Source organism: Kluyvera georgiana ATCC 51603, assembly GCF_001654985.1.
Taxonomy (GTDB): Bacteria; Pseudomonadota; Gammaproteobacteria; order Enterobacterales; family Enterobacteriaceae; genus Kluyvera; species Kluyvera georgiana.
Window position 1 is genome coordinate 16,074 of record NZ_LXEU01000095.1, and the last position, 12,507, is coordinate 28,580.

13 protein-coding genes are annotated in these 12,507 nt (G+C 55.6%); 4 read left to right on the forward strand and 9 right to left on the reverse strand.

What is annotated here, in order from left to right:
* The 3 genes from mdoG (at position 1) to M989_RS22400 (ending at position 4,407) form a co-directional block, all read left to right on the forward strand.
* Positions 1-1,536, forward strand: coding sequence for a glucans biosynthesis protein MdoG (gene mdoG / locus M989_RS22390; RefSeq protein ID WP_157093595.1), 1,536 nt, complete (start codon positions 1-3; stop codon positions 1,534-1,536).
* Positions 1,529-4,057, forward strand: a complete 2,529-nt coding sequence (gene mdoH / locus M989_RS22395) for a glucans biosynthesis glucosyltransferase MdoH (protein WP_064549055.1) — start codon at positions 1,529-1,531, stop codon at positions 4,055-4,057. Before mdoG ends, mdoH begins: the two co-directional genes overlap by 8 nt.
* A 122-nt stretch (positions 4,058-4,179) precedes the next feature.
* Complete coding sequence (locus M989_RS22400; RefSeq protein ID WP_064549121.1) at positions 4,180-4,407, forward strand: YceK/YidQ family lipoprotein; 228 nt, start codon at positions 4,180-4,182, stop codon at positions 4,405-4,407.
* On the opposite strand, the gene M989_RS22405 is transcribed toward M989_RS22400, so the two are convergent.
* From M989_RS22405 to M989_RS22415, 3 genes are all read right to left on the reverse strand, one after another.
* Positions 4,408-4,782 carry a MysB family protein gene (locus M989_RS22405; protein ID WP_064549057.1) on the reverse strand — a complete coding sequence of 125 codons (375 nt, stop codon included), beginning with the start codon at positions 4,780-4,782 and terminating at the stop codon, positions 4,408-4,410. It lies immediately after the preceding gene.
* Between the two features lie 106 nt (positions 4,783-4,888).
* Positions 4,889-6,106 carry a multidrug efflux MFS transporter MdtG gene (gene mdtG, locus M989_RS22410; RefSeq protein WP_064549059.1) on the reverse strand — a complete coding sequence of 406 codons (1,218 nt, stop codon included), beginning with the start codon at positions 6,104-6,106 and terminating at the stop codon, positions 4,889-4,891.
* 136 nt (positions 6,107-6,242) lie between these two features.
* Positions 6,243-7,163 carry a Kdo(2)-lipid IV(A) acyltransferase gene (locus tag M989_RS22415; protein ID WP_064549060.1) on the reverse strand — a complete coding sequence of 307 codons (921 nt, stop codon included), beginning with the start codon at positions 7,161-7,163 and terminating at the stop codon, positions 6,243-6,245.
* A gap of 223 nt (positions 7,164-7,386) precedes the next feature.
* Here M989_RS22415 and trhO point away from each other — a divergent pair, with 223 nt between their 5' ends.
* Positions 7,387-8,448 carry an oxygen-dependent tRNA uridine(34) hydroxylase TrhO gene (gene trhO, locus M989_RS22420; RefSeq protein ID WP_064549063.1) on the forward strand — a complete coding sequence of 354 codons (1,062 nt, stop codon included), beginning with the start codon at positions 7,387-7,389 and terminating at the stop codon, positions 8,446-8,448.
* Here the strand turns inward: trhO and M989_RS22425 are convergent.
* The 6 genes from M989_RS22425 to M989_RS22450 form a co-directional block, all read right to left on the reverse strand.
* A complete protein-coding gene (locus M989_RS22425) occupies positions 8,445-8,558 on the reverse strand; it encodes a DUF2770 family protein (RefSeq protein ID WP_064549123.1) in 114 nt (37 codons plus the stop codon). The genes trhO and M989_RS22425 overlap by 4 nt on opposite strands.
* A gap of 45 nt (positions 8,559-8,603) precedes the next feature.
* A complete protein-coding gene (solA, locus tag M989_RS22430; RefSeq protein ID WP_064549065.1) occupies positions 8,604-9,722 on the reverse strand; it encodes an N-methyl-L-tryptophan oxidase in 1,119 nt (372 codons plus the stop codon).
* Positions 9,723-9,860: 138 nt separating this feature from the next.
* Positions 9,861-10,115, reverse strand: coding sequence for a biofilm formation regulator BssS (bssS, locus tag M989_RS22435; protein WP_064549067.1), 255 nt, complete (start codon positions 10,113-10,115; stop codon positions 9,861-9,863).
* 277 nt (positions 10,116-10,392) lie between these two features.
* Positions 10,393-10,638, reverse strand: a complete 246-nt coding sequence (gene dinI / locus M989_RS22440; protein WP_064549069.1) for a DNA damage-inducible protein I — start codon at positions 10,636-10,638, stop codon at positions 10,393-10,395.
* A gap of 71 nt (positions 10,639-10,709) precedes the next feature.
* A complete protein-coding gene (gene pyrC / locus M989_RS22445; protein WP_064549072.1) occupies positions 10,710-11,756 on the reverse strand; it encodes a dihydroorotase in 1,047 nt (348 codons plus the stop codon).
* A gap of 135 nt (positions 11,757-11,891) precedes the next feature.
* A complete protein-coding gene (locus M989_RS22450; protein WP_064549074.1) occupies positions 11,892-12,452 on the reverse strand; it encodes a lipoprotein in 561 nt (186 codons plus the stop codon).
* Positions 12,453-12,507 lie beyond the last annotated feature (55 nt).

The window sequence follows — 12,507 nt, forward strand, 5'->3', positions numbered from 1 at the left end:
ATGATGAAACTGCGTTGGTTAGGCGCAGCCGTAATGTTGTCCCTGTGTACTTCATCTGCATGGGCATTCACTATTGATGACGTTGCAAAGCAGGCTAAGTCGCTGGCGGATAAGAGCTATGAAGCGCCAAAAAGCAACCTGCCTTCCGTCTTCCGCGATATGAAATATGCGGACTACCAGCAAATCCAGTTCAACCACGATAAGGCATACTGGAGCAACATTAAGACCCCGTTTAAGCTCGAATTCTACCATCAGGGTATGTATTTCGACACGCCGGTGACCATTAATGAAGTCACGGCGACTTCCGTGCGCAAAATCAAATACAGCCCGGACTACTTCACGTTCGGTGACGTGAAGCATGACAAAGACACCGTGAAGGATCTGGGCTTTGCCGGCTTCAAAGTGCTGTACCCGATCAACAGCAAAGATAAAAACGACGAAATTGTCAGCATGCTGGGCGCCAGCTACTTCCGCGTGCTCGGTCAGGGGCAGGTGTATGGCCTGTCCGCCCGCGGTCTGGCTATTGATACGGCGCTGCCGTCCGGTGAGGAGTTCCCTCGCTTCCGTGAATACTGGATCGAGCGTCCAAAAGCGACCGATAAGCGTCTGACTATCTACGCGCTGCTGGATTCCCCGCGTGCAACCGGCGCTTACCGGTTTGTGGTGATGCCGGGCCGCGATACCGTCGTGGACGTGCAGAGCAAAATTTATCTGCGCGACAAAGTGGGTAAACTGGGCGTTGCGCCGTTGACCAGCATGTTCCTGTTTGGGCCGAACCAGCCTTCCGCCGCGACCAACTATCGTCCGGAACTGCACGACTCTAACGGTTTGTCCATTCACGCCGGTAACGACGAGTGGATCTGGCGTCCGCTGAACAATCCGAAACACCTTGCCGTCAGCAGTTTCGCGACCGAAAACCCGCAGGGCTTCGGCCTGCTGCAGCGTGGCCGTCAGTTCTCTCGCTTTGAAGATCTCGACGATCGCTACGATCTGCGCCCGAGCGCCTGGATTACGCCGAAAGGCGATTGGGGTAAAGGCACCATTGAACTGGTCGAGATCCCAACCAACGACGAGACCAACGATAACATCGTGGCTTACTGGACACCGGATAAGCTGCCGGAAGCCGGTAAAGAGATGAACTACAAGTACACCATCACCTTTACCCGCGACGAAGACAAACTGCACCCGACGGACAACGCGTACGTGATGCAGACTCGCCGCTCTACCGGTGATGTCAAACAGTCGAACCTGATTCGTCAGCCTGACGGTACCCTGGCGTTCATCGTCGACTTTACCGGTGCCGATATGCGTAAAATGCCGCAGGATACGCCGGTAACGGCGCAGACGAGCATTGGCGATAACGGTGAAATCGTTGAAAACAGCGTTCGCTATAACCCGGTGACTAAAGGTTGGCGTTTAACGCTGCGCGTGAAGGTGAAAGATCCGAAGAAAACCACTGAAATGCGCGCTGCGCTGGTCAACGCGGACCAAGCGCTGAGTGAAACCTGGAGCTATCAGCTGCCTGCAAATGAATAAGACAACGAAGTATATCGACGCACTGTCGCTTACGGATGCAGAAAAAGCGGCACTCCCGGACACGACGCTTCGCGCCGTGCACGAAGCGCTGGATGACGAGCATCAGACGATTGCACGCGATGACGATACGCCGTTGGCGTCCGTTAAAGCGCGTCTGAAAGAGAGCTGGCCAGATTCTCTGGGCGGCGATCAGCTCATCAAAGACGAGGAAGGGCGCACGCAGCTGCAGGCGATGCCGAAAGCAACGCGTTCTTCTATGTTCCCGGACCCGTGGCGTACCAACCCGGTTGGTCGCTTCTGGGATCGTCTGCGTGGCCGTGATGTCACTCCGCGCTACCTGTCTCGTCTGACCAAAGAAGAGCAGGAGCGTGAAGCGAAATGGCGTACGGTGGGTTCCTTACGCCGTTACACGCTGCTGATTCTGACGCTGGCGCAGACCGTGGTCGCGACCTGGTATATGAAGACCATCCTGCCGTATCAGGGTTGGGCGCTGATTAACCCGGCCGATATGGTCGGGCAGAATCTGTGGGTCTCCTTTATGCAGCTCTTGCCGTATCTGCTGCAAACCGGGATCCTGATCCTCTTTGCCGTCCTGTTCTGCTGGGTCTCCGCCGGTTTCTGGACCGCGCTGATGGGCTTCCTGCAACTGCTGATAGGCCGCGACAAGTACAGCATTTCCGCGTCTACCGTGGGCGATGAACCTCTGAACCCGGAACACCGGACGGCGCTGATTATGCCTATCTGTAACGAAGACGTGTCCCGCGTATTCGCCGGTCTGCGTGCGACCTGGGAGTCGGTGAAAGCCACTGGCCAGCAGAAGCACTTTGACGTTTACATCCTCAGCGACAGCTATAATCCGGACATCTGCGTAGCAGAGCAAAAAGCCTGGATGGAGCTGATTGCCGAGGTGCAGGGCGAAGGGCAGATCTTCTATCGTCGTCGTCGTCGTCGCGTGAAGCGTAAAAGCGGCAACATCGATGACTTCTGCCGCCGCTGGGGTAATCAGTACAGCTATATGGTCGTGCTGGATGCCGACTCGGTGATGTCCGGCGACTGCCTGACCAACCTGGTGCGCCTGATGGAAGCGAACCCGAATGCTGGGATCATCCAGTCTTCGCCGCGCGCCTCCGGGATGGACACGCTGTACGCCCGCTGCCAGCAGTTTGCAACCCGCGTTTACGGCCCGCTGTTTACCGCTGGTCTGCACTTCTGGCAGTTAGGCGAATCGCACTACTGGGGCCACAACGCGATCATCCGCGTGAAGCCGTTTATCGAGCACTGCGCGTTAGCGCCGCTGCCGGGCGACGGTAACTTCGCGGGTTCGATTCTGTCGCACGACTTTGTTGAAGCCGCGCTGATGCGTCGTGCCGGGTGGGGCGTATGGATTGCCTACGATCTGCCGGGCTCCTATGAAGAGCTGCCGCCGAACCTGCTGGATGAACTGAAGCGTGACCGTCGCTGGTGTCAGGGTAACCTGATGAACTTCCGACTGTTCCTGGTAAAAGGGATGCACCCGGTTCACCGTGCGGTGTTCCTGACCGGCGTGATGTCCTACCTCTCCGCGCCGCTGTGGTTTATGTTCCTGGCCCTGTCGACCGCGCTGCAGGTGGTGCACGCGCTGACCGAGCCGCAGTACTTCCTGCAGCCGCGTCAGCTGTTCCCGGTGTGGCCGCAGTGGCGTCCTGAGCTGGCGATCGCCCTGTTTGCTTCGACTATGGTGCTGCTGTTCCTGCCGAAACTGCTGAGTATCATCCTCGTGTGGTGCAAAGGCTCGAAAGAGTATGGCGGCTTTGTGCGCGTGACGATCTCCCTGCTGCTGGAGGTGCTGTTCTCCGTGCTGCTGGCACCGGTGCGTATGCTGTTCCACACCGTATTCGTGGTCAGCGCGTTCCTCGGCTGGGAAGTGGTCTGGAACTCGCCGCAGCGTGATGATGACTCCACGCCGTGGAGTGAAGCCTTTATGCGTCACGGTTCTCAGCTGCTGCTGGGCCTGGTGTGGGCTGTCGGGATGGCGTGGCTGGATCTGCGCTTCCTGTTCTGGCTGGCGCCGATTGTGTTCTCGCTGATTCTGTCGCCGTTCGTGTCGGTGATCTCCAGTCGCTCGACCGTGGGTCTGCGCACCAAACGCTGGAAGCTGTTCCTGATTCCGGAAGAGTACAGCACGCCGAAGGTGCTGGCTGATACCGAGGCGTATCTGGAACAGAACCGCGCGCGTGTGCTGGACGATGGCTTTATGCATGCGGTGTTTAATCCGTCGTTTAACGCCCTGGCGACGGCCATGGCAACCGCGCGTCACCGTGCGAGCCACGTGCTGGAGATCGCCCGCGATCGCCACGTTGAACAGGCGCTGAATGAAACGCCGGATAAGCTGAACCGCGATCGTCGTCTGGTGCTGCTGAGCGACCCGGTCACGCTGTCGCGTCTGCATTATCGCGTCTGGGCTTCACCGGAGAGATATTCCTCATGGGTGGCTGAGTACGATAAGCTGCAGATGAATCCGCTGGCGTTAAAAGCTAAATAACCCGTAGTCCCCGGTCGAGGTAGAACCCCGCCGGGGAAGGTCAGGGGAGATATTTGCCGTAAGGAAATACCGGCCATCCAGCCGGTATTTTTTTGTCTGTAATAATGAGGAAGAACAACGTGATACGAATGATACTGGTGGTCGTCATGACGGTAGTGCTGAGCGGATGCGGCAGCATTATCAGTAGAACGATCCCCGGACAGGGCCATGGAAACCAGTATTATCCGGGCGTGAAGTGGGATCTGCGCGATTCCGCCTGGCGCTATGTCACCATTATCGATCTGCCGTTTTCGCTGGTGTTTGACACACTGCTACTGCCGATCGATGCCAGCCACGGCCCTTATGAGTAACTAACGCTCATCCCATTCATCCGCGGCGGTCTGGCCCTCCTCAGTATCGAGAGAGGGCTCCAGCTGATATTCGCCCTCATCCCACTCGTGCAGCGTATTCTCTTCAACCCATTCCTGACGTAGCTCAATCTCGTCAAAATCACCGTCAAACACGCTCTGCGCGGCTTCGCCGCTGAGCATTGGCAGACATTCGCCTTCTTCATCCTCATCGGCGAAGAACTCGGCCTGCCACATGATGTCACCGTCCTGTAAAACGTACTTTTGCATATTGAACTGCTGTACGTCCGCTTCGCTCTCCTCCAGACCGGGGTTATCGGCGAGAAAAGTTTCGCGTGCCGCATCAATAGCTTCTTCGAGCGTGGCGTATAAGGTCATCTCTTTCTCCCTGCAATTTGACGTGGTATTCAGGGAAATAATAGCTGAAGTTTTCGGTTGTACACGCCCTGCGCGATGTTTTCACGCAAACCGCAGGGCGAGAGGGCTAGGGGCGAGAAGGTTCCGGGTTACGGCGCAGGCTAAAACCGGTATAAACGGCGTTAAACAGCACCACGACGGCGGTGACGCAGAACACCGCGCGGAAGCCATAGTTGGCCGATACGGCGGCGCCAATCAGCGGCCCGGTCACGTTACCGATATCGCGGAACGACTGGTTATAGCTGAAAATACGCCCGGCAATCTGGTTGCTGGCGTTATAGACCAGCAGCGTTTGTACCGCGGGCAGTAGCGCGCCATCGGCGGCCCCCAGCAGGAAACGCAGAATCCCCAGTTGTAGCGGGTTTTGCACAAATGACATCGGAATCAGCAGCAGCACCGAGACAATCAGCGCGACGATAAGAATTTTCTCCGGACCGATTCGGTCGCCAAGCTTGCCCAGACGCGGTGCGCAAATCAACGCCGCCACGCCGGGGACCGAGGCTATCATGCCGCTAATAAAGGCGATGTTGCTGATATTACCCGCCAGATCGCGCACGTAGAGCGTGAGGATTGGCGCAATTGAACCGGTGGCGACTTGAATAATTAAGGTGGTGACGAACAGACTAAGCACCAGCTCGCGGTTTTTCAGCGAGCCGAACACCTCTTTAACGTGCAGCATCTCCTTTTTGGAGACCGGCGTGAACTGTTCGCGAATAAAGAACAGGGTCAGGACGAAGCAGATAAACAGTACCGTGGCGGTCATAAAGAAGACCGGACGCAGCCCGTAGTTATCCGCCAGGAAGCCTCCGGCGAGCGGCCCAAGCAGCGCGCCGCTGACCGCGCCGGTAGAGAGCGTCCCCAGCGCCCAGCCGCTTTTATGGCGTGGGATCTGGGTGGCAATCAGCGCGTTAGCGTTAGGAATAAAACCGCCCAGCAGCCCCAACAGCGCGCGCAGGATTAAAAACTGCCAGATATTCTGCGCCAGCCCCATCAGCAGCATGACGATGGCCATGCCCAGCGCCGAGCGCAGCAGCATGATTTTACGGCCTTTTCGGTCGGCTAAGCCGCCCCACAACGGAGAGGCGATGGCAGAAAACAAAAACGTGATACTGAAGACCAGGCCAGACCACATATTCAGCGCGCTGTGGCCGGTCACGCCAAGTTGTTCAACGTACAGCGGGAGGAACGGCATCACAAGACTGAACGCGGCGCCGGTCAAAAAACAGCCGAGCCAGACGACAGCGAGGTTACGCTTCCAGTTTATGGGGGCATCTGAGGGTTGCATAGGGTTCCGCAGGCAATATCGCCAAAAGAGAGTGTATTTATAAGCCTGCTAATTATGCGCCCGTGTTCATATCACCGCAATGCGGGTAGCTTTTAAAGCTAAAACAAAACGCGCAGCCAGGGCTGCGCGTTGTCGATCAGTAGCGGGAGGGGACACCTTCCGGACGCGTCTTAAAGCGCCGATGCAGCCACATATACTGCTCGGGCGCCATTAGGATGCATTTCTCGACGATGGTGTTCATCCATGCGGCGGTCGTTTCCGCGTCATCCAGCGGCGGGTTGCACTCCGGCTCTAGGATAATCAACTCATAGCCTTTACCATCCGGTTTGCGGCGTGGCACAAACGGCACAACGCAGGCTTTTGACATTTTCGCCAGCATCCAGGTACCGGAAGTGGTCGCCGCGTCTTTCACCGCAAACAGCGGCGCGAACACGCTGGCACGCGGGCCGTAGTCGTGATCCGGCGCGTACCAGATGATCTCGCCATTTTTCAACGCTCTGACCATGCCCTTGAGGTCCTTACGATCGATCATGCTTTTATTCGAGCGCATGCGGCCCCAGGTTTGCAGCCAGTCAAGAACCGGGTTGTCGTTTGGCCGATAGACGCCGATGCCGGGGTTGTGGATACCAAACATACGGGCGCCCATTTCGAGCGTCAGGAAGTGAATACCGATCAGCAAAACGCCGCGTCCAGAATCCTGCACGGCACGGATGTGCTCAAGGCCGCTGGCGTCCATCCAGCGGTTAATACGCTTCGTCGGCCAGAACCAGGCGATGCCGGTTTCCATCACGCCCATGCCCACGGACTCAAAATTCTTCACTACCATCCGATGACGTTCCGCTTCGCTCATCTCGGGGAAGCAAAGCTCCAGATTGCGGTAGGCAATTTTTGCGCGGCGCTTCATCAGCTTTAATGCCAGCCTGCCCATCGCGTTGCCGAGGCGGTAGATAACCGGATAGGGCAGCTGAACGACCAGCCAGAGCAGACCAATGCCCAGCCATAATGGCCAGTAACGAGGGTGCAGCAGCGCAGCGGTGAACTTGGGTAACTGGGTCATGTGTTTCCTGTTTTTACGAGCAACTGGCTCTATTGTCGCACTATTTTTCCGTCAACCAAAATGCCAGGGCCACGACTGGCGCTAATTTAGGCAGAGATTTTGCACGGTATAATTATTGGTGATGAAAATGTAGCGCAAAATGTGGGGATGTAAATTGACGATGATTGCTATATCATGCGCCCCGATTAAGACCATTCATTCTATTTTGCAGGATAAGAACACCATGCCAGTGTTGCATAACCGCATTTCGAATGAGACGCTGAAAGCGCAGATGCTGGCGGAAACCGAGCCACGCACCACTATCTCATTCTATAAATACTTCACCATCATCGATCCGAAGGCCACCCGTGATGCGCTCTATGTTGCGCTTACCGAGCTAAAGGTTTTTGGCCGTATCTATCTCGCCCATGAGGGGATTAACGCCCAAATAAGCGTCCCGGCAAGTCTGGTGGAAAAGCTGCGCGAACGTCTGTACGGCTTTGATCCGGCGCTTAAAGATCTGCGTCTGAATATCGCCCTTGATGACGACGGAAAATCCTTCTGGGTACTGCGTATGAAGGTTCGCGATCGTATCGTTGCGGACGGGATTGACGATCCGAGCTTTGATGCCAGCGACGTCGGTGACTATCTGAAAGCGGCGGAAGTTAACGCGATGCTCGATGATCCGGACGCGGTCTTTATCGATATGCGCAACCACTACGAATATGAAGTGGGCCATTTTGAACAGGCGTTGGAAATTCCGGCAGATACCTTCCGCGAGCAGTTGCCGAAGGCCGTGGAAATGATGCAGGAACATAAAGATAAAAAAATCGTTATGTACTGCACAGGCGGTATTCGCTGTGAGAAAGCCAGCGCCTGGATGAAGCACAACGGCTTCAAGCAGGTGTGGCATATTGAAGGTGGCATTATTGAGTACGCGCGTCGTGCCCGTGAGCAAGGCCTGCCGGTACGCTTTATCGGTAAAAACTTCGTCTTTGACGAGCGTATGGGTGAGCGAGTCTCCGATGAGGTGATTGCCCACTGCCACCAGTGCGGCACGCTGTGTGACAGCCACACTAACTGCCTGAATGACGGTTGCCACCTGCTGTTTATTCAGTGCCCGGCCTGCGCCGAGAAGTTTGAAGGCTGCTGCAGTGAAGCCTGTCAGCAGGAACACAAGCTGCCGGAAGAGGAACAACGTCAGCGACGTGCGGGCCGTGAAAACGGCAATAAGATCTTTAATAAGTCGCGCGGTCGTTTGAATACGCGTTTAGGCATTCCTGACCCGGAAGGGCAAAACGGCTAGCTGAAATAGAGCCAGGCGATATCGGCGAGGGCCAACAGCAGCCAGAGCATCAGATAAAGTATCAGGTGTTCGCGAATGTTGTTGATCAGGTAGTAAAACAGACGACGCATATCATTCTCGGTAGAACGGCCCCGCATTGTTGGGGCCGTTTATTTTTAGTGGTTAAAGCGGGCCAGCGCGAAGGGACTTAAGTCAAATGCGGGCGTCTGCTGCTGTGCAAATTGGGCGGCAATTTCGCCCAGCACGGTAGCGAACTTAAAGCCATGGCCGCTCAGACCGCCGATAAACAGCACGTCCGGCTGGCCTGGCAGGGTGTCGATAATAAAGTCTTCATCCGGCGAGTTATCGTAGGTACAGGCTGCGCCGTAGAGACAACAGCCGATACCCGGCAGAATCTGGCGCAGGAAGCCGAACGCTTCTGAGCCGTCGCTGGCGACCGAACCGAACGCTTTGCGCTCTTCCGGGCTGTTGATGAGCTGCCCGCCGTTGTGTTTGCCAATCTTCAATTCGTTTTCAACCGCCGGGAAACCGTAGAACTGATCGCCGTTAGGCAGCTCGCCGGTAAACGCCGGGAAGTTATTCTTACGGCTATAGCGGCCATCGGCCTGGAACCAGGCAAAGACCTTACGTACCGGCTGAATCGGCAGTTCAGGGTAGAACTGTTTTACCCAGGTGCCGGCGGTCAACAGCAGCTTTTTACCGCGCCAGCTGCCTTCAGACGTTTCAATCGTTACGCCATCGGCATCGCTGTGGATGGCGGTGACCGGGCAGTTAAACAGCTGTGCGCAACCCGCGTCCTTCGCCATCGCGATCAGCGTTTTTACCGCCAGTTCGCTTTTCAGTACGCCCGAACCGGGTTCAAAAATGGCCTGATAGTTGGCGGGTACGGTGATTTCGGGCCAGCGGGCCATCAGCGCGCTGGCGTCCAGCCGCTCTACCGGCAGGTTAAACTGCGCGGCGCTCTGGGCGACGGTATGCAGGAAGGTGGAATCAGCAGGGCCAAGATTCACGACGCCGCTACGTTCGAACAGCTCTTCGCCGCTGATGGCGGACAGTTCATCCCACAGCGCCTGCGCACGCAGTACCAGCGGCACATATTTCTCCCCTTCGCCGTAGGCATGGCGCATCAGACGAGTGTCGCCGTGGTGGCTCCCTTGCTGGTGGGGCGGCATATGGGCGTCGGTCATCAGGACGTTTAAACCCGCTTTACGGGCGTAGTAACCGGCTGCAGCCCCGACGGAGCCGCTGCCAAGAATAATGAGATCGTATTGCATAGTCTTTCCTGACTCGGTAATGAGGCGCGAAATCTGAGTCTGGTAGAGTAAATTAAGCCGCAGTTGTTATACAAGCGTGAAAATAATTAAGGCACCCGAGGGTGCCTGTTTGCCATTACGACGAGAAAAGTATCGGCGTTAATGCCGGCGATACTCGTTGACCTGGTAATCGCCAGACTCAATTTTGGCAATCCCGGCTTCCAGTATGGAAATAAACTGACGTGCGACATCCGTCGTCAGCCATAGCGTCTGGCCAACTTCTGCTTCTTTATTGCTCGATTGATTGGGGTCTTGGTAGTGCAGGCGCAACATCAGCGCATCATAGCTATCTACGGTGCTGATGTCCCATCCGACGAGGGGATGGGTCTGGATGACTTCATTATTCTTTTCCATCATAACCCCTTATTTACGTGTTAAAAGGCAACAACTCTCGAGGTCTAATGCAATTTTTTGTGAAGCTTTATCAGTATACAACACTTCAATAAATACTCGAGAATTGAAATCAAAAGCAACACAAATTCCTGAGCTAGCCGGCTATTTGCGCAATAAACAACCATGTCGCGCAATTTTTTACCGCTAATCTAAAAAGTGGGATTAGATCACAAAAAAACAAGCGCGGGAATAAAAAAAGCCGGGGCGACCCGGCAAAAAAACACAATGAGGGAAAAAATTAGTCGGTGATGAACCAGTCGTCGGCGCTCTCCCAGGTTTCCTGCAGGATTTCGCTGATGCGGTCTTTATCTTCTTTAATGCCACCGATCACGGAAAGGTTATTGCTGGCAGCGTAGCGCACGCTAACGGCGCCACCGCTATCGGGGAACTGGTTGTTGATACGGCGGGAAAGTTCGTCTGCCAGCGCGTCTAAGGCGCCTGCCGGCAGCGCGGTGGTTTTTGCAATAGTGACTTCAATACGCATAATTGCCCCCTGTGTAATATACTGTATTTTTATACAGTTATATTCAGGGTTTTACAACAGGGGGCGCGATTTTATTTTTTCACCGTCCAGCGCAGCGTTTCTCCGGCGAGGAACGGCACTAACGTATCATCACTCAGGGCGATGCTTTCCTCGACCTGGCTCTCTTCACGTACCAGCTCAACGTAGCTGTCGTTGACCGGCAGGCCGTAGAAACGCGGGCCGTTCAGCGAGCAGAACGCTTCGAAGTGCTCCAGTGCGTTCATCTCTTCAAACACCGTGGCGTAGCTGCCCAGCGCGCCAGGCGCGTTGAAGCAACCCGCACAGCCGCAGCTGGCTTCTTTACGGTGACGCGCGTGCGGCGCCGAATCGGTGCCGAGGAAGGCGCGGGTAAACCCGCTGGCAACCAGCTCGCGCAGCGCCTGCTGGTGAACGTTGCGTTTGAGAATCGGCAGGCAGTAGAGGTGCGGGCGCACGCCGCCGACCAGCATATGGTTGCGGTTGAACATCAGATGCTGCGGCGTGATGGTGGCGGCAAGCAGGTCGTTGCCGTCGCGCACATACTCGGCGGCATCCTTGGTCGTGATGTGTTCGAACACCACTTTCAGGCCCTGAAGACGCTGGCGTAGCGGTTCCATCACGCTGTCGATAAAGCGCGCTTCACGGTCGAAAATATCGATTTCTGCATGGGTCACTTCGCCGTGCACCAGCAGCGGCATGCCCAGTTTTTCCATGCGCTCCAGCACGGGCATAATCGCATCGGTGCTGGTGACGCCATGGCTGGAGTTGGTGGTGGCGTTAGCCGGATACAGCTTGGCGGCGGTGAATACGCCTTCGTTAAAACCGCGCTCCAGTTCGTTGGGATCCAGCGTATCGGTCAAATAGCAGGTCATCAGCGGCGTGAAGTCGTGCCCGGCAGGCACCGCGTCGAGAATGCGCTGGCGATAGGCGATAGCCGCATCGACGGTGGTAATGGGCGGAACCAGGTTCGGCATGATGATCGCGCGGCCATACAGCTCGCTGGTATACGGAACAACCGTTTTCAACATCTCGCCGTCGCGAAGATGGATATGCCAGTCGTCTGGGCGGCGAATTTTCAGAACTTGCGGTAATGCGGTCATGTAAGGCTCCGGCTGGTGGGATATCAGTCATTTTTGCCGGGCACTAAGGATAAGCGTAAACGTTTTCCTTTGCATCCTTTTCCGTAAAAAATAATGCCCGATGACAGGGCGCCATCGGGCATGAATAAAAAGGAATTAATTGGTGAACGGGATAACGATCTCGCCTGGCTTCACTTCAATGCCTTTCGCGTATTTTTTCGCCAGTGCTTCACCCTTGCTGGCATCTTCTTTCAGCACGTAGGCCGGCTGTTTATTGAAGTAGGTGCGCAGCGACTGATTAAGATACGGAATCAACGTTTGCACCACCGACTGCATTTTTTCCGGCGTGACTTTAGCATCCACCACTTCCATCTCCTGCAGATAGATGGCGCCTTGCTCCTGATTAAATACCGGTAGCGCCTTCAGCTTCAGGGCAATGTTGGCCTTCTGGCTACCAAACAGCGAATTCAGATCCAGCTTCGCGTCGCCGCTCAGGGTCACTTTATTCGGCTCTTCGCGGCCAATGGCGCTGGTTAAATTATTGAGGACGATATGGGCGTCTGCCACGCCCGGGACCCCGATATCTTTGGAGAAATTATTGCGTTTTTGCAACGCCTGGTTAATTTCCTGCTCGCTGACCGAATATTGCGTAAGCTGATTACAGCCAACAACCAGGCCGCTAACGATCAGGGCGGCAATGACAAACAATTTTTTCATGGGGTTCCTCAACGTAAAGCGTTGTATGCATCCTGACATCAAGCAGCATACGCTG

What these genes read in the sequence shown, in the direction of transcription:
- mdoG (WP_157093595.1), top strand. Translation starts at nt 1, where the DNA reads ATGATGAAACTGCGTTGGTTAGGCGCAGCCGTAATGTTGTCCCTGTGT.
- mdoH (WP_064549055.1), top strand. Translation starts at nt 1,529, where the DNA reads ATGAATAAGACAACGAAGTATATCGACGCACTGTCGCTTACGGATGCA.
- M989_RS22405 (WP_064549057.1), bottom strand. Translation starts at nt 4,782, where the DNA reads ATGACCTTATACGCCACGCTCGAAGAAGCTATTGATGCGGCACGCGAA.
- mdtG (WP_064549059.1), bottom strand. Translation starts at nt 6,106, where the DNA reads ATGCAACCCTCAGATGCCCCCATAAACTGGAAGCGTAACCTCGCTGTC.
- M989_RS22415 (WP_064549060.1), bottom strand. Translation starts at nt 7,163, where the DNA reads ATGACCCAGTTACCCAAGTTCACCGCTGCGCTGCTGCACCCTCGTTAC.
- trhO (WP_064549063.1), top strand. Translation starts at nt 7,387, where the DNA reads ATGCCAGTGTTGCATAACCGCATTTCGAATGAGACGCTGAAAGCGCAG.
- M989_RS22425 (WP_064549123.1), bottom strand. Translation starts at nt 8,558, where the DNA reads ATGCGTCGTCTGTTTTACTACCTGATCAACAACATTCGCGAACACCTG.
- solA (WP_064549065.1), bottom strand. Translation starts at nt 9,722, where the DNA reads ATGCAATACGATCTCATTATTCTTGGCAGCGGCTCCGTCGGGGCTGCA.
- bssS (WP_064549067.1), bottom strand. Translation starts at nt 10,115, where the DNA reads ATGGAAAAGAATAATGAAGTCATCCAGACCCATCCCCTCGTCGGATGG.
- dinI (WP_064549069.1), bottom strand. Translation starts at nt 10,638, where the DNA reads ATGCGTATTGAAGTCACTATTGCAAAAACCACCGCGCTGCCGGCAGGC.
- pyrC (WP_064549072.1), bottom strand. Translation starts at nt 11,756, where the DNA reads ATGACCGCATTACCGCAAGTTCTGAAAATTCGCCGCCCAGACGACTGG.
- M989_RS22450 (WP_064549074.1), bottom strand. Translation starts at nt 12,452, where the DNA reads ATGAAAAAATTGTTTGTCATTGCCGCCCTGATCGTTAGCGGCCTGGTT.